At 38.1% G+C, this 22,965-nt stretch carries 17 protein-coding genes; 13 read left to right on the top strand and 4 right to left on the bottom strand.

The genetic code is table 11. From position 1 onward, the window contains the following. Positions 1-196: 196 nt before the first annotated feature. A complete protein-coding gene (locus ACUVXA_RS02750) occupies positions 197-928 on the top strand; it encodes a hypothetical protein (protein ID WP_445869701.1) in 732 nt (243 codons plus the stop codon). Positions 929-933: 5 nt separating this feature from the next. On the opposite strand, the gene ACUVXA_RS02755 is transcribed toward ACUVXA_RS02750, so the two are convergent. Continuing rightward, entirely contained in the window at positions 934-1,308 is a 375-nt protein-coding gene (locus ACUVXA_RS02755; protein WP_445869702.1) for a hypothetical protein, read from the bottom strand. A 347-nt stretch (positions 1,309-1,655) separates the two neighbouring features. On the opposite strand from ACUVXA_RS02755, the gene ACUVXA_RS02760 reads away from it, so the two are divergent. From ACUVXA_RS02760 to ACUVXA_RS02800, 9 genes are all read left to right on the top strand, one after another. Next, a complete protein-coding gene (locus ACUVXA_RS02760; protein ID WP_445869703.1) occupies positions 1,656-2,288 on the top strand; it encodes a hypothetical protein in 633 nt (210 codons plus the stop codon). 117 nt (positions 2,289-2,405) lie between these two features. Then, the gene (locus tag ACUVXA_RS02765) at positions 2,406-3,833 is read left to right on the top strand and encodes an aspartate kinase (protein WP_445869704.1); all 1,428 of its coding nucleotides are present in this window, start codon (positions 2,406-2,408) and stop codon (positions 3,831-3,833) included. Positions 3,834-3,887: 54 nt separating this feature from the next. Further along, the gene (locus tag ACUVXA_RS02770) at positions 3,888-4,373 is read left to right on the top strand and encodes a hypothetical protein (RefSeq protein ID WP_445869705.1); all 486 of its coding nucleotides are present in this window, start codon (positions 3,888-3,890) and stop codon (positions 4,371-4,373) included. A 5-nt stretch (positions 4,374-4,378) separates the two neighbouring features. Further along, positions 4,379-5,377, top strand: a complete 999-nt coding sequence (locus ACUVXA_RS02775) for a homoserine dehydrogenase (RefSeq protein ID WP_445869706.1) — start codon at positions 4,379-4,381, stop codon at positions 5,375-5,377. A 23-nt stretch (positions 5,378-5,400) separates the two neighbouring features. Beyond that, the gene (gene thrC, locus ACUVXA_RS02780) at positions 5,401-6,654 is read left to right on the top strand and encodes a threonine synthase (protein WP_445869707.1); all 1,254 of its coding nucleotides are present in this window, start codon (positions 5,401-5,403) and stop codon (positions 6,652-6,654) included. Between the two features lie 359 nt (positions 6,655-7,013). Further along, entirely contained in the window at positions 7,014-10,244 is a 3,231-nt protein-coding gene (locus ACUVXA_RS02785; protein ID WP_445869708.1) for a hypothetical protein, read from the top strand. A 32-nt stretch (positions 10,245-10,276) separates the two neighbouring features. Next, positions 10,277-10,702: a hypothetical protein gene (locus ACUVXA_RS02790; protein WP_445869709.1), complete on the top strand. Its 426-nt coding sequence runs from the start codon at positions 10,277-10,279 to the stop codon at positions 10,700-10,702. Positions 10,703-11,034: 332 nt separating this feature from the next. Beyond that, positions 11,035-11,859: a tetratricopeptide repeat protein gene (locus ACUVXA_RS02795; protein WP_445869710.1), complete on the top strand. Its 825-nt coding sequence runs from the start codon at positions 11,035-11,037 to the stop codon at positions 11,857-11,859. Positions 11,860-12,092: 233 nt separating this feature from the next. Further along, the gene (locus ACUVXA_RS02800) at positions 12,093-12,542 is read left to right on the top strand and encodes a hypothetical protein (RefSeq protein ID WP_445869711.1); all 450 of its coding nucleotides are present in this window, start codon (positions 12,093-12,095) and stop codon (positions 12,540-12,542) included. Positions 12,543-12,742: 200 nt separating this feature from the next. On the opposite strand, the gene ACUVXA_RS02805 is transcribed toward ACUVXA_RS02800, so the two are convergent. Beyond that, on the bottom strand, positions 12,743-16,711 hold the full coding sequence (locus tag ACUVXA_RS02805; protein ID WP_445869712.1) for a S8 family serine peptidase: 3,969 nt from the start codon (positions 16,709-16,711) through the stop codon (positions 12,743-12,745). Between the two features lie 322 nt (positions 16,712-17,033). On the opposite strand from ACUVXA_RS02805, the gene ACUVXA_RS02810 reads away from it, so the two are divergent. The 3 genes from ACUVXA_RS02810 to ACUVXA_RS02820 are packed head-to-tail and all read left to right on the top strand — an operon-like array spanning position 17,034 to position 20,886. Continuing rightward, positions 17,034-18,656 (top strand): ABC transporter ATP-binding protein, encoded by a 1,623-nt coding sequence (locus tag ACUVXA_RS02810; protein ID WP_445869713.1) that lies wholly within the window; start codon positions 17,034-17,036, stop codon positions 18,654-18,656. Between the two features lie 32 nt (positions 18,657-18,688). Beyond that, positions 18,689-19,858, top strand: a complete 1,170-nt coding sequence (locus ACUVXA_RS02815; protein WP_445869714.1) for an ABC transporter permease — start codon at positions 18,689-18,691, stop codon at positions 19,856-19,858. A gap of 32 nt (positions 19,859-19,890) precedes the next feature. Beyond that, entirely contained in the window at positions 19,891-20,886 is a 996-nt protein-coding gene (locus ACUVXA_RS02820; protein WP_445869715.1) for an ABC transporter ATP-binding protein, read from the top strand. Between the two features lie 46 nt (positions 20,887-20,932). Here the strand turns inward: ACUVXA_RS02820 and mtxX are convergent, their stop codons facing one another. Together mtxX and ACUVXA_RS02830 are read right to left on the bottom strand one after the other, a co-directional pair. After that, complete coding sequence (gene mtxX / locus ACUVXA_RS02825) at positions 20,933-21,781, bottom strand: methanogenesis marker protein Mmp4/MtxX (RefSeq protein ID WP_445869716.1); 849 nt, start codon at positions 21,779-21,781, stop codon at positions 20,933-20,935. Positions 21,782-21,859: 78 nt separating this feature from the next. Beyond that, entirely contained in the window at positions 21,860-22,924 is a 1,065-nt protein-coding gene (locus ACUVXA_RS02830) for a M42 family metallopeptidase (protein WP_445869717.1), read from the bottom strand. Positions 22,925-22,965: the final 41 nt, after the last annotated feature.

Below are 22,965 nucleotides of genomic sequence, written 5' to 3' on the forward strand. Positions count from 1 at the left end.
TATAAAAATTTTCTAAAAAATAGTTTTTTTAAAGGATTGGTTTAATGTTATAAATTTTTAATGTGGTTAAAATAAAGAAAGGGTCAAAAATGTTTTTTGTGTTTATTATTTTTTGGTTATCGTAAAATTGATGTATTTTGTTGGTATTGATTATATTAAAAAGTCTTCTCTCAGGAATTAATTTGGAGGATTTGATATGCATTTTTTGACAAAGTTGGTTAATAATCAGGTAGATGATACGGTTCACCGAAAATTTATAAAATTTTCAACCGGAGAATTTGCAGGGCCGACAATTAATATTGGTGTGAAAAAGAAATCTATAGATTTTAAAGCCAGTTTCGAATACCAGGATTTTGTTTTGGAATTTCTAATCAATAGTGCTCCAAACATGGAGTGTACAATATCTGGAAATATTTTTTCGAGCGAAGATGTTTCTGAGGAATTGGAAAAGCTCGGAATAAAATTGAAAAAAACAAAGACTACCTATAAAGCGGCGGTAAAAACTAGTGTCTCCTCTGAAAAATTGAGAGGAGTGTATGCAGATATTAGGGATAAATCCACATTTCTGATTAGCATAAAACCGGGTTCTGGTTCCTGGAAACTTGCGATGAAGGCTAATTTTCCCAAGCCCATGGCTGAGGCAAAGGATCCTACCGGCTTTTGTAAGGGTACCATTGAAAGGAGTGAAAATATTTTACAAAGACTCATCGAAGAGCTTGCCCCGGATTTCAAGAAAGAAATCTCTTTGCCTTTCGAATCCTTAAGCTTGTCTAATATGTATCGCATAGATGAAATAGTGTTCCCAGAGAATAAGGATAAGCTTTCACCGAGAGAAGTAAGGTTGCAGTCAAAGAGAAAGGGAACCTTGATTAGAATTTTAGAGGTCGATGGAAATAAATTCGAGAAAGAAATTGGATTTATCGCCTAAAACCTTTATTTTAATGAAAATTGTTTTTTATATAGGGATTCAAGGTTTTTGAGCCCGTGATTCAGATCTGATTTTATTTCTTTTGAAATTTCTACGAGTTTTTTCTCCTTATTGTGGCTGGATTCGTATTTGTGTAAAATTAGTGCTACGCTTCTTTTTATCTGGCCGAAGTTTAGTAGTTGGCTTATGACTTTTTTATCTAATATTTGTAAACCTATTAAGTCACTGGATTCGCTGAGGTCGCCTGAGAAATGCATGCTAAAGATTTGATTTGCAAAATTGGGGGTTATAGATAGGTTTTTTGGAAATGAAGCTTCAATTACTGCTCCTAATTCACCATCCCATTTTAAAACTACTAGTCCGAGAGGAATTAATATCACCCCATTTACTTATGCGGTTAAATTAATTCTAAATGTTTTTATTTAGGGCTCGTTTAATATTTTGTTTTTAGGATATACAAATTTTTCTTATTCGAGAGCTTTTTCCTGTCCGAATTTATTAAAAAAACTATTAGTAGTTCATTATCTTTAGTAAAAATATTGTTTTAAATTATTATGTTCTGAAAAACCAAACTTTGAAAAAATGAATTAAGATAAATTAATAAACTTAAATGGTAAAAATAATAATAAATACAGACGCCACATCTAAAGGTCCGAACAGACAAGGCGAGGACTTGGAAAGGAAAGCGAAAATATTTAAAAATTAAAGCGTATACGGAGGACTTTTATTGGTAGTCTACAGCATCTTAGTAAAAGACCACACTGGTAAAACCCTTTTTTCAAAGAATTTTATTAATCCCTCCGTTCCCAGCAGTGCATTTCCGAGTCTTATGACCGCCGCCCTGACTTTATTTTCTAAAAATGGGGAAAAATCATTTCAGACTGTTATTTCGGATATCAAATTTACTGTAGAGGAAATCATGAGAATTCTCTTTATTGCGGCTACAGATCCCAAGACAGAATTCAGAAAGGAGCTTTTAAATATTGGAACGCATTTTATAAAAATTTTTGAAGGTAAATTTTTCCTATTGGGAGATCTATTGGATGGAATTTTTATACCTGAATTGGATGAATTTGAATTATTAGTTACCGAGGAAATTGGAAAAAGCGAAAGGGAGGAGTTACTCAAAAAGAAACCTAAAAGAATTTTGGAAATATCAAGGTTCTTAGCGCCTAGAGCTTTTGAAAGAAAAGAGACTATAAAAAAATTTGGGGATAAGGGAATAGACATAGTATTAATTGCTGAGGGAAACTACCGAATAAAACAGATTGCCAAGATTCTTGAATTAGATCAAGACTTTGTGGAAAAGGTAATTAATTTCGCCGCTTTCCAGAAATGGATAACATTTGTGACAGATTAAAATTCCCATTTTCTTATCGATATGAAACTCATTACTTGGGAGAGGCATCAATCTATTTGAACAAAAGTTTTATATTCGATTAAGTTAATTGTTTCCCGCAGTTATTTTTAAGGTGGATTGAGAGTTGGATACAGAATAGTTATGAAGTTCGGTGGTAGCTGTCTAAGAGACCTACAATCTTTCCATCGAATTTCTGAAATTTTAAAAGACTATTCGAAAAGTGAGTTAGTGCTGGTTTCTTCTGCTCTTTATGGAGTTACAAACAGTCTTATAGACTTGTCAAAAAATATAGAGAACCACAGAGTAGATTTAGAGAAGGAATTAGAATCACTGAATAATAGGCATACATCACTAGCAGTAGAAGTTATTAAAAATGATCTCAAAGAAAAGGCTTTAGCGGAAATTGAGAGAGAGATAAATGAGCTTAAACCTGCCTTAAAGGATGTTTGGGATTACGGTTTAAAACCGGAGAGATTAGATCTAATTTCTAGTTTTGGTGAAAGACTTTCAACAATCATTCTTCAAAGATATCTAGAGGCAGAGGGCTACAATACGATTTACGTAAGTTCTTACGATTTAATCTATACTACAAGTGAACCGCAAAACGCTCTTCCCCTCCTTGACAAGACGGAGCAAAAGATAAAAGAAATAATAATACCGCTTCTATCTGAGAGAAAAATTCCCGTCGTAACCGGATTTTTTGGCAGAGATCTCGAAGGAAATGTAACCTTACTGGGTAGAGGAGGAACAGATTTCACTGCAACTATACTAGCATACAGCCTGAAAAATGAGAACTACGATGTGAAGGTAATACTTTGGAAGGATGTGGATGGATTACTTACAGCCAATCCCAAACTGGAGCCCACCGCTCACCTTATCAGGGATATATCGTATTCGGAAGCAAAGGAATTAGCATTCTTCGGAGCAAAGCTACTTCACCCTCTGTGCATTTTTCCAATTGAGAAAAAAAAGATTCCAGTGGAAATTAGAAACTTTGAGAATCTTGATCCGGATAGGTACACTAGAATATCCAAAGGTATAAAGACCAGAGAAAGTGTGGTGAAGGCTATCGCGGACCTAAGAAATATCTGTATGATTACGGTTGAGGGCGAAGCCATGGTGTCCCGACCGGGAACCGCTGCAAAACTATTTGATTTAATGGGTAAAAATAATGTAAATATAATAATGATATCACAATCTTCATCTGAGAATAACATCACATTCATTGTGAGCGATGAGGATAAAAAAAAGGCTATAAAGGCACTAAACTGGTCGCCCTTTTTCGGAAAGGAATGGGTTGACATAAATATGGAGGACGATGTCAGTCTATTGTGCATTGTGGGTGCAGGAATGAAAAATACCTACGGAGTAGCAGGAAGAATCTGTTCAGCACTTGGAAGAGCCATGGTCAATATAAGAGCAATCGCACAAGGAAGTAGTGAACTCAACATTTCACTGGTGATTGCCAGAGATGATCTGCAGAGGGCGATTCAAGCCATCCATAAAGAATTCAACCTACACGAAGATAGGGAAAAAGAAAGTTAAAACCATTCATATAATTGAAACAGTAAACATAAGTTTCTATGGAGGATTAATTCTATGATAATGAGGTTAGAAATAGAACTTCTTGATGAGCCAGGGCAACTTATTAAAGCCATTGAACCAATTTCAAATCTGGGAGGCAATATTAGAGAAATAGCACACTTAAGAGACTTAAAAAAAGGAAAAACGTTACCGGTGGTAATAACCTTTGACCTAGACAAAGAACAAGATCTAGAAAAAATAACTCAGGCAATAAAGAAACAAAATGTACCGGTGATTAGAGCGGAACCAGTTAAGAGTGTCTGTAGAAAAACCGTAATTCTTGTGGGTCATGTTTTTGCCACAAACATTAAGGATACTATAGATCGGATTCTGGAGACCCAAGTGGTGGTTAAGGAAGTAACAGCGCGTATTAAACGCCCCGAGGAAGTTTCAACGGTAAAATTTCAGATTGAGGCGGAAACCGAGGATAAATTGGAGGAGACGGTAGAAATTATTAAGCAGGTGGGATCGGAAAAAGATCTATTTGTTGTATGGAGTTGAATGAGTTGAAAATAGCAATTGTAGGATTTGGAAATGTGGGCAGAGCTGTTGCCGAAGTTATGCTAGAGAGAAGAGAACTTTTTCAAAAGGTTGATTTTGAACCAAAAGTGGTCGCGGTGTTTGAGAGAGATGGAAGCTGGATTGATGAGAATGGTTTAAAGCTCCAAGAACTTCTTTCGAAGGGAACCTCTTCTCCATCCTGGGTTGAGGGAGCTGCTATGGCTGAGGAACGCTTAGCCGACCTAGACTGTGACCTAATAGTGGAAATGACGGTGACAAATATTGAGGATGGGGAACCAGGATTAACCCATATCGTAGAAGCTCTAAACAGCGGTAAGGATGTGGTAACTTCAAATAAGGGTCCTTTGGTTCTTGCTTTCCCCGAACTAATGGAAATAGCGGAAAAAAAGAATAGAATGTTGCTGTATGAGGCTACTGTTGGAGGAGCTATACCCGTTTTCCACGTGGCGAGAGAAGCCCTCTTGGTAAATCGGATAATATCTATCACTGGAATTTTAAATGGTACCTCAAACTATATTCTTACAAAGATGACCGATGAAAAAGTATCGTTCAACGCAGCACTCAGAGAGGCTCAAGAGAAAGGATACGCAGAGGCGGACCCCACCTATGATATCGAGGGAATAGACGCAGCCTCCAAACTAGTAATCCTAGCGAACGGAATACTCAAAACTAGTAAAAGCATTAAAGATGTCCGAATCGAAGGCATAACTAGGATTACCCCCGAAATGACTGAACTAGCCATGGAGGACGGATACCTTGTTAAACACATTGGATACGTGGATAGAAACAGAATAGAAGTTATACCCCGCCTTATCCCCCGAAGCTCCCCCCTAGCAGTCGGAGGCACACTTAATGTTATCTCACTTAAAACCGATGTGGCACAGGATATAACCCTCATCGGCCGTGGAGCTGGCCCCAGGGAAACGAGTAGCGCAATTTTAGGAGACATTCTTCATATAAATAAGATTAGAAAAGAGAACTGATAGCAGAGAAGGGTCGAAACATTATGGATTCGGATTCATGGTTAGAGTGTATAAGCTGTCATGAAAAATATGATGCCCGAAAAATGATCTACACATGTGAAAAATGTGGACATCTCCTAGATGTGAAATATGGCAATCTTGAAACCGCGCTGGACGGCGATTGGAAGGATAAACCCATCTCTGTTTGGAAATATTCTCCTTTCTTACCTAGGCTAAAGAATGTGATAAGTCTTAATGAGGGAAAAACAAATCTCTACCACTGTCTCAATTTGGCTGAAAAATTGGGGATAAAAAAGCTTTGGGTTAAGAATGAAGGAGAGAACCCTACAGGAAGTTTTAAGGATAGAGGAATGACGGTAGGAGTTTCGGTAGCCAAAAGTTTGGGAAATAAGATAGTGGCATGTGCCTCAACTGGTAACACGTCAGCCTCACTGGCTGCTTACGCCGCCAAGGCTAAAATGAGCTGCGTGGTATTTATTCCATCGGGAAAAATAGCTCTAGGAAAATTGGCACAAGCAATGATGTACGGCGCCATTATCCTCGCTATTAAAGGTAATTTTGATCAAGCTTTGGAACTGGTTCAGGAGTCCTGTGAAAAATTCCACATGTACCTGCTTAATAGTCTAAATCCATACCGTCTTGAGGGACAAAAAACAATTGGATACGAGATAATTGACCAGTTGAACTGGCAGGTTCCTGAAACCATTATCCTACCCATTGGTAACGCAGGAAATATCAGCGCAATCTACAAGGGCCTCTTAGAATGGAAAGAAATAGGACTGATAGACAGGATTCCTAGAATGATAGGAATACAAGCCGAGGGATCAGCTCCCATTGCTAACGCTTACAAAAAAGGAGAAAGAGAAGTTACATTTGTAGAGAAACCAGAGACGGTGGCAACAGCCATTAGGATAGGAAAACCGGTAAACTGGGAGAAAGCGCTTAGAGCAATATACGGAACAGAAAGAGGTATGGCAGAAACTGTGAGTGACGGTGAAATTCTGGAAGCACAAAAAATGCTGGCTAGGACTGAGGGAATTTTTGTGGAGCCGGCATCTGCCTCTACCATAGCGGGTTTGAGGAAACTGATCATGAACGGGGAGATCCATAGAAGTGAAAGAGTGGTCTGTGTCACAACCGGACACGGACTCAAGGATCCGGATACTGCGATTAAATCCTGTGAGGAAACGATTCAGGTAGAAGCAAATATACAAGAGATTGAAAAAATTCTCAGTGAAATTATTAAAAAACCAGTAGAAGCGTACGCTATAGAGTAATAATTTTCAGGATTGGAATTGGTTATTGTTGGTTACCAGAAATGTTTTGTGACGTTATAATCAGGCATCAGTGTCTTGGTGGTAAGATTCTGGCTTTAAATCTTGAAAAGTCTATGCTTTTATTATAGAATTATTTTAAACTATTTATTTTACTTTAAATAAAAAGCTCTATTTTTATGGGAATAGTTGACACAAATTTATTTATTAACTCTGTGTAATTTATATATAATTAAAAACTTTTAAAAAATGAGCAGAAAAATATTAAAAATTAGAGAGAAGATTTGTATTGTTTCTTATAGATTATTATTCAATTAAAATCACACTATCCAAAATTATTCAGTGTCGGTGAGGGTTAAATATTGTTCGGTAAAAAACTTAGTCCTGAAAGAGCAGATAAAGCATTCTTAGCTGCATACGAGTCTGAAAAGAAAGGACAGTGGAGTAATGCGGTTAAAAATTATAAGGAAGCAATTGAGTTGTATGCTGCTCTCAAAAATCAATTAATGGAAGCAGAATCATACTATTTCGCTGGACATTGTACTCTTTTAGAAGCAACTAAAGCGGATAGCACTGATGATTTTAAAAAACTGTTAAAAAAAGCTAAGGATTTCTGGGAATCGACCAGAAAAATCCACATCAAACTTGAGGTAGAAGACATCAAACCCGATATTAGAGGAGCCATAATTGATAGTTCAATAATTTTATCTGATCTTGCGGAATTGTTAGATGAACAAAATTTGGACAAAAGAAGAAGCGATTTTTTTGATATTATTGAGGGGTTGGAAAAGTGTTCCGAAATCTACCAGAAATATGAGGATCTTGAAAGAGCAGGAATAGTTGAGTTTTGGTCTGGTTTTTTAAAACTAAAAAATTACATGTATTTAGATGTGGAAAAACGCGAAGAAATCCTGACTAGTGCAATTATTAATTTTAACAATGCTGAAAGATTTTTACAAGTTACCAATAAGGAAAGACCCTCACTATGCTTTTCTAATTTAATTGGCAATGCTAAAATCGCGAGAGTTTTAGAGTCTCAAGAACCAGATGAAAACAAAAGAATGATTTTGTCAAGTATACGTGAAGAAATAACCAAGCCTGAAGAGGAGCTACCTGTCTGTGAAGGTTATGTGGACTATAATTTGTCTTTGGCTAATTTTTACCAAGCCACATTTGTTAAAAACATTAATGAAAAAAGACGTTTATTAGAGGACGCTGAAAAGTTAGCTGGGGAGGCATTATCTATCCTTATTAAGAATAATGAATCAAGCTTGACCACAGAGACCTACTTCATTTCGGGAATGGTTCTTAAGGAACTCAGGGAACTGATTCCGGACAGTAGTAAGCATGAAGCTCTTTTGAAGTCAGCTTATGAAAGATTCAAGGAATGTCTCAAGTATGCTCGGATTTTACAAGAGATTTGGATTACTGCTAAGGTGCTTGCGGAGTTACCGGGAGTAATTGCAGATTATGCAGAATTTATTCAGAGTGAGGTTTTGAAAAGAGAGATTTTGAGAGAGGGGGCTTCTCTGGGACGTGAAGCATTGGAGTATGTTAAAAAACTCCCAAATGATTTCAGGTTTCTTGGAAAACTATATGAGAATATGGCTAAATATGTGTTAATGACCTCAAGTATAGATGAAGGAAAGGAATTAACCTTAGAAGAATTAGAAAAAGTTAGGGACCTCCGTACGAGAGCCTTCAGATATGGGGAGAGAGCAGTTGAATATTTTGAAAAGATTGAGGATAGAAATACAGCCTTCGAGATTGCCAGTAAAGCAGGCTATCTTCTTTCGAAAGTAGGGATTAGTGATCAAGAAAAGATCGAAGTATTGAAAAAGGCAGAGGGTTTCGCTGAAACTGCAATAGAACGGTACAAATCTAATGATGAAGATTTGAGAGCGGCAAAGATGGCTTATTTTCTAGGATTAATATATGAAGATTTATGGCAGCTTTCTAGCGAAGATGAGAACTATAGAAAGGCTAAGGGTTCTTTTGCCGATGCCTCGAAACTCTTTACAAATATTGGTTGGATTGAATCATCTGCTTCTTGTTTGCGTAAATTGGCGGAACTGGATGACAGTAAAGGGAATTATAAAATGGCTTCAGACTATTATCTTGAAGCCTCTAAAAAATATGAACAAGCTGCACTAGAACAACCAGCTCTAAGAGATCATGTAAAATACACCAAAGCAATGTATAGTATTGAATTAGCTAAAGATAAAGAGCGGGAGGATTGGTTAATAGCCAAAGAGTATTATGAAAAAGCATTCCCAATTTTTCCAAAAATATATGAACATGAAGCGAAATTTTATGGCGCTAAATTAAAATTACTGGAAGCAGAATCAGTTAGTATGGGCAAGGAAGGTGAGAAGGCTGCATTACTTTACAACTTGGCAGCCCAGATGTTTCGTCAGAGCACCTCTTACTTAAAAACAGGATTAGAAACATCCAAGCAATTAAATATAGTTAAAATGTTTGCAGATTTTGCTGAAGCAAAAGAGGAATTGGAGAAAGGATTAATCTCGAGTAAAGAGGGTAAGCACGAAGCGGCAATTGTGCATTTTAATGCGGCAACGGAAAAAATGGAGAAACTGCCTCCGAGAACTTCTCTGGACACTGAGGACATAAGTGCTACACTCAATTTTATTAAGGCTCTATCGGAACTGGAGAGAGCCCAAATAGATAACAAATTGGAAAGCTACCAAGCTGCGGCAAAACTATTTCAAGAAGGCTTGGTGCTATTCACAAATGAGAGAATGAAAAACATCTCCAAGGGATATTCTGACCTTTGTTACGGTATAGAAAATCTAGTTAGATGCATGGAAGCGGAAAAGGATCCAATGAGAGAGTACATAAATGCCACAACCTATTTTGAGAGATCACAAAAATTTTTCCAAGAAGCAGGATTGGATAATTACGTCGATTATTTGGAAGCGATGAAAAATTACTTGGATGGAATCAGGTACGATGTAAAATTGAAACTTGAGTTAGTTGACGAGACAAAAATGAGTTATTATTCCATGATTGAGAAAAGTTTCAAAAAAGCTATTGATATTTTTCAGAAATCCGGTTACATTTATTTAAAAGAAAAATCTATTTCTGAGCTGGAAAAGATAAAAAGAGAACAAACACTACTCGAATATCTAAGTCTGGTTGAAAGCGCTAAAACCGCTGAAGGAGGAGAAGGCTACACCGTTTCAATATCAAGAGAAGCCTTTGAAAATGCATTCGTGATTCTACGTGTTACGAATCCCATAGCTCATAGCGTTTTTAAGATAGGTAAGGAAATCCCTGTTAACTTTGAGATTGCTAACGTGGGGGCAAAAACAGCAATTCTAGATAAAATTGAAAACATTACCCCACCAGATTTCCTGATTGAAAGTGAAGAAAACTCTTCAATTTTTGTTCAAAAATCATCGATAAATCTAAATGGAAAACTACTCCAAAAAGGACAAACCGAAAAATTAAACATAAGAATTAGGCCCAGTAAACAAGGGTCATTTGATTATCAACCAATTCTAATTTACACCGATGAAGAAAAGAACAAGAAGTTTTTCAAACTAAATATTCCAATCCTAGTAAGTGAATAGAAAAAAGCAATTTAAGCAGGGAAGAAGCAGAAATGATACATGGTTTATGGATAATTAAAAAAACCGGAGAGTGCCTTTTCGAAAAATCATTTGGATTATCCAAATCCGCTCCAGATATCACAAGTCTTCTAACGGCCATTCAAACCTTTGCAGACAGTATATCTGGAGATTCTATAAGGTCCATAACCTTAGAAAACATGCTATTCAGATATAAATTATCAAGAGACATTTTCTTCGTATTATCTACAGATATGGAGGACGAGGTTTCAGAAACTCTGGACAGTTTAGAGATAAAATTCTGGACAGAATTTAAACAACCAGTAATAGAAAGGGTGGATGAGAAAAAATTCGATAATTTTACTAAAGAAGCTGAAAGAATAATTACAGAATATGAGCGTAAAAAAGAAATAGAAGATTTAGATGATAAACTTCGAGCTCTTGAAAGGGAACTGGTATAAAATTCTTTTTTAGGGAAAAAACGATTATCATTAAATTGACGCTATTCTTGTTCTTTCAAAATAGAATAGTTGCCTAATGGGGGGGGATAAGTATTACTCAATTTTGGATAATAAAGATTATAAGTAATATAAAAGCAAAAATTTAAAAAAGTGAGTTTAAAGCTTTAGATTTAGAGGTTAAAAGCAACGCAAATTAACTAAAAGATTAATAAGGGTTTTAATCGAAAATTAATAAAACGACGATCATTCCTTTCTAAAAATATAAAGTATTGCAGGATTTAATGAAATGAAAATCAATTACACTTGGGAGAACTCTTGGAGGATCGCCAACAATGGCAGAAGAATTGGTTCAAAAGGCAAGAATTCTGGAAGAGGAGGATAAGCTGGAGGAAGCGATAGAGGTATATACCCAGATAGAAAAAAAGGCAGAAGAGACTGGTGATACAGAATTAGCATCTCAGATTTATGTAGAAAAGGGATTGGTATTTACCAGAATGGGGAACCATGTAGAGGCTGCGGAAATTTTTAAAAAAGCCTTAGAGAATTATGAAAAACTTAATGATGAATTGGGAATAGCTGACTCTGCTTATAATTTGTGTATCGCTCTTTCAAATATGGGAGATAATAAAAAGGCAATCCAAAACGGTGAGAGAGCACTCACAATTTATCAGAAACAGAAATTGCCCGAATATATTGCAGACACTACCTATGCCTTAGGATTGGCCTACTTAGAAGACGAACAAAACGAAAAAGGGATGGAGCTGCTAGAAACGGCGTTTAGTGAATATAAGAAACTCAAAAATGAAGAAGCATTGGCCAGTGTCTTAGTAGATCTGGGAAGTGCTCAAATGGATCTTGAGAATTTTGAGGGGGCACTAGAATACTATAAAAAAGCTTTGAAGAAGTTTGAGGAATTGAATGATAATGTTGGTTACGCCGACACGCTGGTTTGTATGGCAGAGATATTGGAAGAAAAAGAAGAACTCACCAAGGCTGCGGACAATTACTTAAAAGCCATTGAAATATATATTAAAGAAGACTTTAAAGAAACAGCTGAGGATTACATAAAAAGAGTCGAAAACATGCTTTGGGACTTGACAAAAACTTCACGAAGAAGAATAAGAAATCTACTAGATACACTAAAAGAAAACCTTTAGAGTTCTATAATAATTTTCTGAACAATTTCAACGAGATATTGTATATTCTTAAAAATTTGCTTAAAATATTTATGAATTTTTCAAACAATATTGCTGATTTTTCAAAAAAATATCTATTTTGTAGCATAGCAACATTTTAATAATAGTTCGAATATAGATATCTCAGAGAAATTGTGAAAGCCCTTACATAAAGGGGTAATATAAAGGTGTAATATTCAAGTGAGTGGGAACAATTGGTCTTACACAACGTATGGATTCTAATGAAAAGCGGCATATGTCTATTCCATAAAGAATACCGAAGTATACACCTAGATGAGAATCTAGTTTCCGGGTTCTTAAGCGCCGCTGCCTCATTTGTCTCCAAACTTGGAGAGGACAGAGTAGAATCCATAACCATGGGTAAGAAAAAATTTGTTAGCATCTCATCAAATGATTTGATTTTTTCAATATGTGTAGATAAAGAAGATGACGAGAAAGAAGCCTTTGAAAAACTTTGGGAGATAAAAATCACATTTCTTAGAAAGTATCTTGAAAAAGTGAAAAATTGGAACGGTGATGTTTCACCCTATAATGAATTTGAAGTGGATTTAGATTACATAGTATCTGATAAAACACAGGTATCAAGTGCGGTGAAGGATTTAATCAAAAAACTAGAAATCCAAAAGGAAAGAATCCTCGACTGATTAAAGCCCAAAAATAGTTATAAAAATTGTACTCTTTCATATTTAGAGGAAGTTGTAAATCCGGTAACATTTTGTGTAATTTTTAGAAAATTATATTATTTTTTAATTTGTAGGCTATAATTATAAACTAGTTAAATATAAGTTTAGACTGATTAAATTACATAAAAAAAATGAAAGTGTTATGAAAAGATTAGTTCTTTTCATTCACCCACTCGTTCTGCAACCATTCTGGCTTTATCAAGCGTTTTTCTGAGTCTCCTGAGTTTTTCGTGTATTATTCGTATTCTATCGAAATCATCGATATCCTTTTTGGAGAGAGCTCGATCAACCTCTTTAAGTACTGCTCTTACCTCGTTCACCGTGTTCCTTATTGTATTTCTGAGCTCTCTATCCAGTTCCGGTATTAGTATTTTCTTTCGGAGACGCCTTCTTTCCAGAAGATAGGCGGAGGCAACTATTAAGAAAATTACTCCCAAGAGGGTAAATCCAAAAATTAAATATTCTCTCGATTGTTGGGGAAAGTAAAATAGGGGTGGAAATTTTGCTCTGGAAGGTTCCACCTTAAAATTGAAAGTGTAGTGTGTAGTGGTATAGTTTTCAGCTTTCGCATAGATGACCATGGAATAGTCTCCTGTTTGATTGGCAAAGGATGTATAAAAGAATGCTGTATATAATCCTGGTTGATTTGTAGGAAATGCTGGAATCGGGAAAAAGGTTCCATTGGGGAAAACGTAAATTGCCAAAATGGTGATATTCTGAGTGATAGCTTCCCCATGTATGTTTGTAACCTTTATTTCTGCGTAGAAGTTTTCTCCCATGTATAATTTCCCATCTGAATGTGGTAAAAATAACCGTACGTCAAGTGTAATTCTGTTTTCAAGTAGCCAGTTAATGGCGTTGACCGCAAGAAGGGCGTTATCTGCGAGATCTATGTGGCGGCTATCAAAAATCGATGAGTCTCCGATTACTAGGAGTTTGCCATAACCCGCTTTTGTGGAAGCTATCACAATATCGCCATCGGAAGTGTTGGCTAGTGCTACTGCTCCTAGATTAGGATCAATATTTAGGATTGCTACGGTATCCATTTCTATACTGGTAAGATTGCTGGTGACTGGATGTGATTGAGACATATTTTCTGAGGGGATTATTATTGTTCCTGTTCGGTTTGAAACCACCGTAATTCCGTAAGGCTTTGTGATGTTATTAATTGCAGCCCAATTAGAATCATTTTGTGGCTCTAAATAGATAAGAACGCTTTTTCCCTTATTAAGAAGGCTGTGGATTGTTGCATTTTCCTGTGGGGTAAAATCTTTCTCTGGGTCTATTATTATTATCCCGTCATAGAATGAGAGGAGATCAATGTCGTACTCGGTTAGGAAGGGAATGTCATCTATGTCGATTCCTTGATTAAAAATTTTTTGGGCAAAGTGGTAGTAGCCGCTGTAGATAGTGTCCAGTCTCTCGTCCCAGCTATCCAAGCCTACAACATTATGAATACTATCAAAGAACAATCTACCTTCAGGATAACTCAGATTAAAATCGATGGTTACGTTTCCTATGATTTTACCATTCGCTTTAACTTCAATTAAGCCTGTGTAGTAACCGGGATGTGGGAAAAACGTGGTATTAAAAACTATTAAAATATTTGAGTATTTGCCCCTGGTTTGTATCGTGGGAGTGTTGTTGAAAAGTTGGGTTGCATTACCGAAATAATTTACTTGAACATTTTCCAGATTGTATGAACTCACTATTGTAAGATTATGGATTGCAAAGTCCAGAGGAAAATTGAGTTCAAATGGCTTATTGGGAATGGAACTTGGAAAGAGGATGCTACAGTTAGGGGGGCTACCTATGAAAACGTTTCTAGCTATGAAATTATCTAACAGGTAGGTTTCGGTAATATTGACTGTGAAATTGCCTGAGATTAGTTGTTCTATTGTGAGAATGTTTGGGGCCTCGGTTACTGCCCAACCCACGGTGTATACTCCACTATTTGTGGGTTCCCAGCTTGTGGACACCTTCTTGAAGTTGAAAGGTTGGAGATTTTGATACTGAAATATTTCGGCATAGACAATGCTGCTTCCATCTCTGGATTTATTCGCAAAAAAGAAAACCGTAGCGTTTGTCACCGTGTTTCCAATATTTAGGATAAAACTATTGGAGCCAAAAGGTGTGTAGGTTTCACCATTCCGATTAATAGAAGCGCTAACAACGCATAGGTCTGTAACATTTTGCATCTCAGCTGATAATATATTGTTAATTGCGTTTTGAGTTTGATCATAGCTTCCACCAACACCGAGAGCCCCCACAAAAGCAGTACTGTTTCCGGGATCCAGTTGTTCTGTTAGACGCCACTTCATCGCGAGACCGACATTACCGTAGTAACTTGTGTTGTTGTTTAGTTCGTCGTTTAGGAAGTGTTCAAAAACCGCATTGTTTTCCCCTACTTCATGGGCTATGGAGGAGGTGTTTCCTTTGAATCCCACATATATGATTTCTGAAGCATTTTCATTATAGGTGTCATTCGCGTAGAAAAGATCATCTGTGGAATTGTAATATGCATAGTCATCAGTATGATAGTTGGATTCATTTAGGAAAAGATCAACATCCCAGTAAGTCAGTAGATTCACATCTTCAAGAACGCTGTTTCCTATATTTATTAAGGTAATTGTTATTCTGAATGCACCAGTTGCGGTGGTGCTGTTCCAACAATCCAGAGAGATAACTATAAGAATTTCTTCGTTACCGAGAACAGTTATCGCCCTTTGATAATCACCACCAGGCATCGTTGTAGTGTGCATTTCCCGATGTATCGTAGTTAGTAAAAATAAATTAACGTTATCACTTCCGTTGTATTTTACCGCAAATCTGCCTTGCAATAGATGAGTGCTATTAAAACTAGAGGTGGTGTTTTGAGTCTGCATGGCTACAAAGGTCCCATAAGTTCCAACTATACAATATGTTGACAATTCAGAGGCAGCGTCATTTGTATAGAAAAATCCGATATAGGGTAAAGCGGGAGTTATTATTCGGGAAATCTGTCCTAAAGGCCCTTCAAGATTTTTCAAATAGTTATAGGTAGCGTTAGCGTCTATGAGCCCCACCCCTTGGATGTTAGGATCCTCACCCAAATCAATAGCGGTATTCATCATTCCCACTCTCAATGCCTCGGGATTTAAAAATGGAAAAGCCTGGAGCAGAAGCGCAGCCACTCCCGCTACGTAAGCTGCTGCTGCAGCTGTTCCCGTCGCACTCGTATAACTCTCATTAATGGGATTACCGTATTCACCACTAGGGAACGAGGGAAGGCTTATATTTATCCCTAAATCGGGTGGTGATGCTTTGCATGAAGTAATATTGTAACCAGGGGCAACGATACTCGGAGCAGTCCACATAAAAAGACTGGGGCCACGACTGCTGTTATAACATACCTGTCCTGAGGATGTGTTATAGGATCCCACGGTAATAGAGCTCAGAGCCATTCCCGGGGACCCTACACTGGTGTAAGCAGGACCGTCATCCCCGGCCGCCGCGATTACAGTGACACCAGAGTTAACCGCTTTGTCCACCGCTGTGCATAGAGGATCGTCAGGGTAACCGGGTCCAGCGAATGGAACCACTATTATATCAGCTCCATGGCTAACACTCCACTCCACTCCTGAGAGTATCCAGGAATAGAAACTTAATCCCTCTATGTCAAAGACCTTTACGTTTAAAAGTTGGGCCTGGGGTGCGATTCCTTTGTACTTTCCACCAGAAGCGTTTCCGGTCCCTGCTATAATACCAGCCACATAAGTTCCGTGACCGTTAAAGTCGAAGGGGAAAGGATCATATTCCACCATAGAAACATTAGCTAACACTTTAGAACCATTTAGATCGGGGTGACTGGTGTCAATCCCACTATCTAGAAGAGCTATTACAATTCCGCTTCCATTCAGATTTTTACTCCACAAAGCCTCGATTTTTGGGTCGTAAGCTACTTCTTTGCTGATTATTCCTGATTGTTTTATATTCATGGGTTCTAAGTAAACCGGATAATCGTACCAAACCTTATTCACCTCAGGAAGTCCGGCGATTTTTTGAATATTACTTAAAGAAGATTCTACTGCTACTGCGGGTATGTAATCATAAACTTTTTTAATATGAATGTCTGGGAATTTTGAGCCCAAAACGGTAATCCCAGAGCTAAATTTTGATTCATGGAATAGAATAATAATGTTAATTGAATAATGAGGAAGAAAACCATTTTCTATCATCGATAAGACGTATGGATCTATTTTAGAAGTTACAGAATCTAGACCGTTTTCATTGATTTGGGTCAAAGGGTACATGTTTTGGTTAGGAATTATGGTAAAACTGGTACAGAGTGTGATAGTGAATATAAGGATTATTAAAAGGGCCATAACTTTTTTGGGTTGTTTCATGTGGGTATATTTTTATCTATATGTTTATTAGTTTGTCTATTATTACATTCTTATATGGTGTCTGGTCTTGAAAGATGATTTCATAGAAGAGGCATACTTCAGCGGGAAAAAAATGGGTCAGGCAGTTGAATGGTGTGAAGACCGTGAAGGCAACGTAATAGAGGTTGAAGTGCAGGGAAAATGGCCTGAGACTGGAGACAGCTTTAGGGGTAAGGGATTTTTTCTGGAATCCTATTCTTCACCCATGCGGAGTGTTATTGTGATAAGTCTAACCCAAGGGAAACTAGGAAATAAAACCATTAACCCGGGTGAAATTATTACTATTAGTGGCCCCTCTTCTAAGGAGGATGTTCAAGCAGAAAATCTTCTTCTAAAAAATTTTTTGAAAAAGAATCTGTCTGAGGATCGATTCTTTGATGGAGCTCACTTTTTATCTGCCATATCTTGGCTCAGAGATAAACTCAAAAGATACAAGGTCAACATTAGAATAAAGGGTGTCTGGGAAGAAACTGTGGAACCTTTTTTTGCTGAGGGAGAGGTGATAGGTATCGAGGAAAGCCTCACAAGTGGCCATTTCGCGGTGAGAATTAAAAGTGGAACCATTGGGGATAAACAAATAGAAAAAAACACTATCGTTAAGGTGGGCGGTTTAAGCAGATTTAGAAAAAATCACTATGACGTAACCGCTCAAAAAATCCTGTTTATGCCCGGAGAGAAACCGGCACCCAAAATTGCTGATAACATTGTTCTTAGTGTTCGTGGATTAACAGTTTCCTACGATAAACGACCAGTTATTGCGGACGTAAATTTTGAAATAGCTGAGGGAGAAATCCTAGGAATCGTGGGTGAATCTGGCAGCGGAAAGTCAACCTGTATGAAAGCTATCATTGGAGATATTAAACCAGACAGCGGAGAAATCAAAATCTGTGGATACGATGCCCGAGACAAAGATAATGTGGCACCACTTTTCGGATATGTACCCCAGGATCTGAGCCACATGTATATGGACTTCAACCCCATGGAAAACATTGTTTATTTCGGGAAACAATATGAAATTCCAGAACTGGACTTAATCCGCAGAGGAAAACAAATTCTTAAAGACCTTAGGATCTTCGAGAAGGGAGGGGATAAAGTTGAGAATCTCAGTGGAGGCGAAAAAAGAAGAGTAAGCATCGCCATAGCTTTAGTGCACCTGCCAAAAATACTATTCCTAGATGAGCCTTCAAGCGGACTGGATCTGGTTAGGAGGAATGAGCTCTGGAACTATCTTGACAGAATAAACAAACTCTACGGAACCTCACTGGTGGTAATTACACACTACCCTTCAGAGATCGATTATTGTGACAAGGCAGCAATCTTTGTTAGAAACAAGGGATTTGTTGATTTTGGAACACCAGAGCAATTGAAAGAACGCTTGCCCGGAAAGGGATACACCGTAGGACTGGTATTAGATGAGTATAGCCCCGATATTGTAGAGATAATAAGGAATGTCGAAGGCGTCGAGTATGTGCTTCAAAAAGGGGATCAATTGAAAATATTTTCCAGTAAGAATAATAATTTGATATTGAAAGATGTGCTTGAAAAATTAGAAGCTAAAAGCATAACTCCCCGAAAAGTTGAGCCAAAGCTCGAAATCGACATGGATGACTACTTCATTTACCTCACAGGAAGCTCTGAGACCTTAACCTAATATTTATCGTTTCTAAAGGGAAGGTTAACAAAATGATGGGTAAAATATTCACTTCTTTAAAAAAGAAGTCAAACCCCTTAGTTGGCAGTTTAAAGAGAATAATAGCCCTAATCAGAAAAGAAATAGAATCACTAATGAAAGACCGTTTAGCACTCCTAGTAATTTTCCTACTCCCAATAATAATCACGGGATCCATGGGACTTGCTCAACAAAGGGTTACAACTCTAGACGACTATTACAGAATAGCAGTGATAAACCAAGACACAACACTATATAATGACACAGTAAGTCTATCCAATGAGTTGATCCACGAGATGTACCTACATGCAAACGAATGTATTACTATCCCAATGCAAAGCTATGAGTTTGCAGTATATCTTCTCTGGCAAAGAGAAATAAATGCAATATTGGTGATTCCTTGGGGATTCACAAGAGATTTAGTTAGTTCTGAGAGCGGAATCCCGGCGTACCTAAATTTAACTCTGGATGGAAGTGATATTGAGGGACAAGGCACTGTTATAAAGGGAATCACAAGCGCAGTAGCAGAACTTAAAATTAAATACAACTTCACTAAGAATGAGATAATTCCATCAAGCCAATTATTATGGCCATCCGAAGCCGAAGGAATAAGTGACATCTCAATCACAGTGCCCTTAATTTTACCCATGCTACTCATAGGAGCAGCACTTGTCCTAACAAGTCAGAGCATTGTTGGCGATGTTCCCCTAAGAAGAATGCTACTCACACCGGCAGGGAAATCAGAAGCCCTAATCGCAAAAACTATATCATACCTGATAGTTGCATTAATACAAATCATGGTGGTACTTGTCATTCTGATACCACTACTACAGTTTCAACCCTTAGGAACACTATTCGACTTTCTAATAGTACTCACTCTGACCTCCTTCTTCGGAATAGGACTAGGCATATTCATATCAGTAGTGAGCACCTCCAGACTCCAAGCAAACCAGTACTTCATATTCTCATACCTAGTCCTCATAGTAATCCTACTCGCAGTACCAGTTAAAGCCATCCAGAGACTAGACCCACTACAACTATCCAGAGAAGCCATAGCAGGCGTAACAGCACGAGGACTACCACTAATAGACGTAGGAGCACAATGCCTATACCTACTGGGATTCACAGCCTTCTTCCTCGGCCTAGCATTCCTAGTATTCTTCTTCAAAAAAGGCCTAGTCTAAACAAAAAATGGAGACGAATGGTGACTCCCCAAATGAAAGATGACGAAAAAGACATAGAACTAAAAAATGTCACCGTGAAAATCCGAAAAGCAATAATACTGCAAGACATAAACTTCTACGCCCAACACGGAGAAATTCTAGCAATCATCGGAGGGTCAGGAGCGGGAAAAACCACTGCCCTCCGAGTCCTAACCGCTCAGATAAAACCCAACGAAGGAGAAGTTTATCTCGCCGGATACAATGTAATAAAAGAAAAAGAAAAACTCGAAGAAATAATGGGATACGTGCCCCAACTAGAAGAAGTATCCGCCTATCCCGAATTCTCAGCCCTCAAAAACGCCTACTACTTCGGAAAAATGTACGACCTACCAAAAAACCAAATCGAAACCAGAGCAAGACAAATACTAGAAATACTAGGATTCGAAACCGAAGAAATGATGAAAAAACCAATCAGAGAACTATCAGGAGGAGAAAAGAAACGCGTATCAATATGCATCGGCCTCATCAACAACCCAAAAGTACTACTGCTCGATGAGCCTACGACCGGGCTAGATGCGCATCTCCGTATTGAGGTTTTAAATTATCTTCGTAATCTGAATAAGAGGTTGGGAGTTACTATTTGTATTGTTAGCCATGATTTGGAGACTGCTGATTTCTGTGACCGGATTGTTATTTTAGATAGGGGTAAGGTTGTGGTTTTTGGGCAGCCTAGTGAATTTCTTAAAGATTTACCTAATAATGGTAGGTGTGTTAGAGTGAAATTCAAGTTTTTAACAGTGGAAGGGCAGAATAAAATTGAAAAAATCAAATCCCTGAAATATGTGCTAAATATTGGGAGGAATACTTTGAAGATTTTTCCGAAGACTGGGAAGTATAATCTGGGAGAATTGATTGAAGAGCTATATGCCATTGGTTTGGAACCATCGGAACTAACGGAAGTTGATGCGAATTTTTCTGACTACTTTAGGTTACTTTCCCAGGGTGCTTTTGGAGAAAAGAAAGATATTTTTGACGTAGATTTCATGTAGAGAACATTTTTAGTTATTGATTTTATTGTGGTTAAATTTTTAGGTTTTAATTTTTGAGGACTCTTAGTGCGCATGCGAAGATTATTGCTCCTTGGTATTCGTTTACTGGCCCTACTCTTGATGTGTCTATTATGGTTTTGGGAAGGTTGGTGTATAGTGCTCCGTAGGATTTTCCGTTGCCAAGGTGGATTAGCGTTCTATAAATTAGGTTTCCGGAGATGCCTTCGGGTGCGAGTATCAGGTTGGTTTTTTCTTTTATGGCGTCTTCTATGAGGATTTGATAGCTTTTGATGTTTTGGGTGATGTTTTTTTCTTTGATTTTTTTGACTGCTTCTTCGGCGTCTTTGATTGTTTTGTCGACTACAGGATCTCTTCCCAGGTCTCCGGTTCTCCCGCCGGAGAGTATGGCGACCTTGGGAGTTATTCCGAGTTTTTGTAGTAGGTTGACTCCCTCGGTGGTGAAGTCGATTTTTTCTTGGACTGTTTTTCCCTCGTCTACTCCTACTGGCGCGAAGAAGAACTGGTGGCCATTTGCTGATTCTAATAATGCGATTCGGCGTAGCTTTTCAGCTTTGAAGTGGGTTTTTACTTGTTTTAGGAAATCTGAAGCGGGTAGGGAGCCTCGCACAACCGAGTCCGCTTCTCCTGAGATGAGCATTTTTAGAAGGGTTTCCTCCGGATTTTTTGAAGAGTGGAAATCGATTTTTTCCTTTTTTAAAGGAGTTTTTGGGAGCTGTTCCAAGTTTCCTACGATTATAATTTTGGGTACCCCTTTTTGAGCCACCTTTTTTGCGGCTTGTATTGTTCTCTGGAGGTATTCTTCTTTGCTAGCGGAACCTATTGCCACGCTGGATTTTGAGGTTTTGACCAAAAATTCTAGTTTTTCAAAAATCAAGGATTTCCCTTCATTTTTATAATTTTATTCAAATAGAGTATTTTTATGGCCTTTAAAAATATGAGGGTACGAGAAATGTTAGAAAAATCTGTGTGCACTCTCCAATGATTTTTTGAGAAGTTTAACCGCGTTTGAAAGGTCTTGGAGATCTAAGACTTCGACGGGAGAGTGAACATACCGCGTGGGTACATTGATTGTAGCGGAGGGTATTCCTCCTCTGGAGGTTGCTGCTGCCGTGGCATCAGTGGTGCCACCCTCAAAAACATGTAGTTGGTATGGTATGTTGTTTTTTTCTGCGGTTTCGGTTAGGAGTTTTAGCACTTTGGGATGGGATATGAGGCCTCCGCCTAGGCTTTCTCGTCTTCCGTCGGCTACGGTTATTGCGGGTCCTTTTCCGATTTTTACGGGCATTTGTCTTTCTTCCACGCCGGGGTGGTCTCCGGTGGCTGTTATGTCTAGGGCTATGGCGAAGTCGGCGTCTACCGTGTAGCTTGAGGTTTGGGCTCCTCTTAGTCCCACTTCCTCCATTACGGACGCCACACCGATTATTGTACACTCCGCTTTTACTTCTTTTAGGGTTTGAATCATGATGGCGCATCCAGCTCTGTCGTCAAAGGCTTTTCCGATGACCATGTTGTTTCCTAGCTGGTCGAAGTGGCCGAGCCAGGTTATGGGACTTCCTATTTTTACTCCCCATTCCTCAGCCTGTTCTCTGCTTTGGGCTCCGATGTCGATGAACATTTTTTCCCGGGTTATGGATTTTTTTCGTTCTTTCTCGGGCATGAGGTGTGGTGGAACCGCTCCTATCACTCCTTTGATGTCGCCCTTTTCTGTGTGTATTAGTACTCGTTGTCCGAGGACTATTTGATCAAAGAATCCTCCTAGGTATGAGAATCGAATGAATCCCTCCTTCTCTATGTATCTGACGAGCATTCCTATCTCATCGGTGTGGGCTAGGATCATGGCTTTGGGCGAGTCTTTTGCTCCTTTCTTTGTGCAGATGAGGTTGCCTAGATTATCCACTTTCATTTCGTCAACATAATTGGTTAACTGTTCTTCGACTACTTTTCTTACATTTTCTTCGTGGCCTGAAGGACCGTTTGCTTCTACCAGTTTTTTGAGAAGCAGTCTAAGATCTTCCATAGTCTTTCCTCCATTGTTAAAAAATGTATTATTACTGCCAT

The sequence above is a fragment of the Candidatus Jordarchaeum sp. genome (assembly GCF_052745115.1).

Coding starts and splice junctions, on each gene's coding strand:
- ACUVXA_RS02820 (WP_445869715.1), top strand. CDS start 19,891: ATGAAAGATGACGAAAAAGACATAGAACTAAAAAATGTCACCGTGAAA.
- ACUVXA_RS02830 (WP_445869717.1), bottom strand. CDS start 22,924: ATGGAAGATCTTAGACTGCTTCTCAAAAAACTGGTAGAAGCAAACGGT.
- ACUVXA_RS02770 (WP_445869705.1), top strand. CDS start 3,888: ATGATAATGAGGTTAGAAATAGAACTTCTTGATGAGCCAGGGCAACTT.
- ACUVXA_RS02750 (WP_445869701.1), top strand. CDS start 197: ATGCATTTTTTGACAAAGTTGGTTAATAATCAGGTAGATGATACGGTT.
- ACUVXA_RS02790 (WP_445869709.1), top strand. CDS start 10,277: ATGATACATGGTTTATGGATAATTAAAAAAACCGGAGAGTGCCTTTTC.
- ACUVXA_RS02795 (WP_445869710.1), top strand. CDS start 11,035: ATGGCAGAAGAATTGGTTCAAAAGGCAAGAATTCTGGAAGAGGAGGAT.
- thrC (WP_445869707.1), top strand. CDS start 5,401: ATGGATTCGGATTCATGGTTAGAGTGTATAAGCTGTCATGAAAAATAT.
- ACUVXA_RS02815 (WP_445869714.1), top strand. CDS start 18,689: ATGATGGGTAAAATATTCACTTCTTTAAAAAAGAAGTCAAACCCCTTA.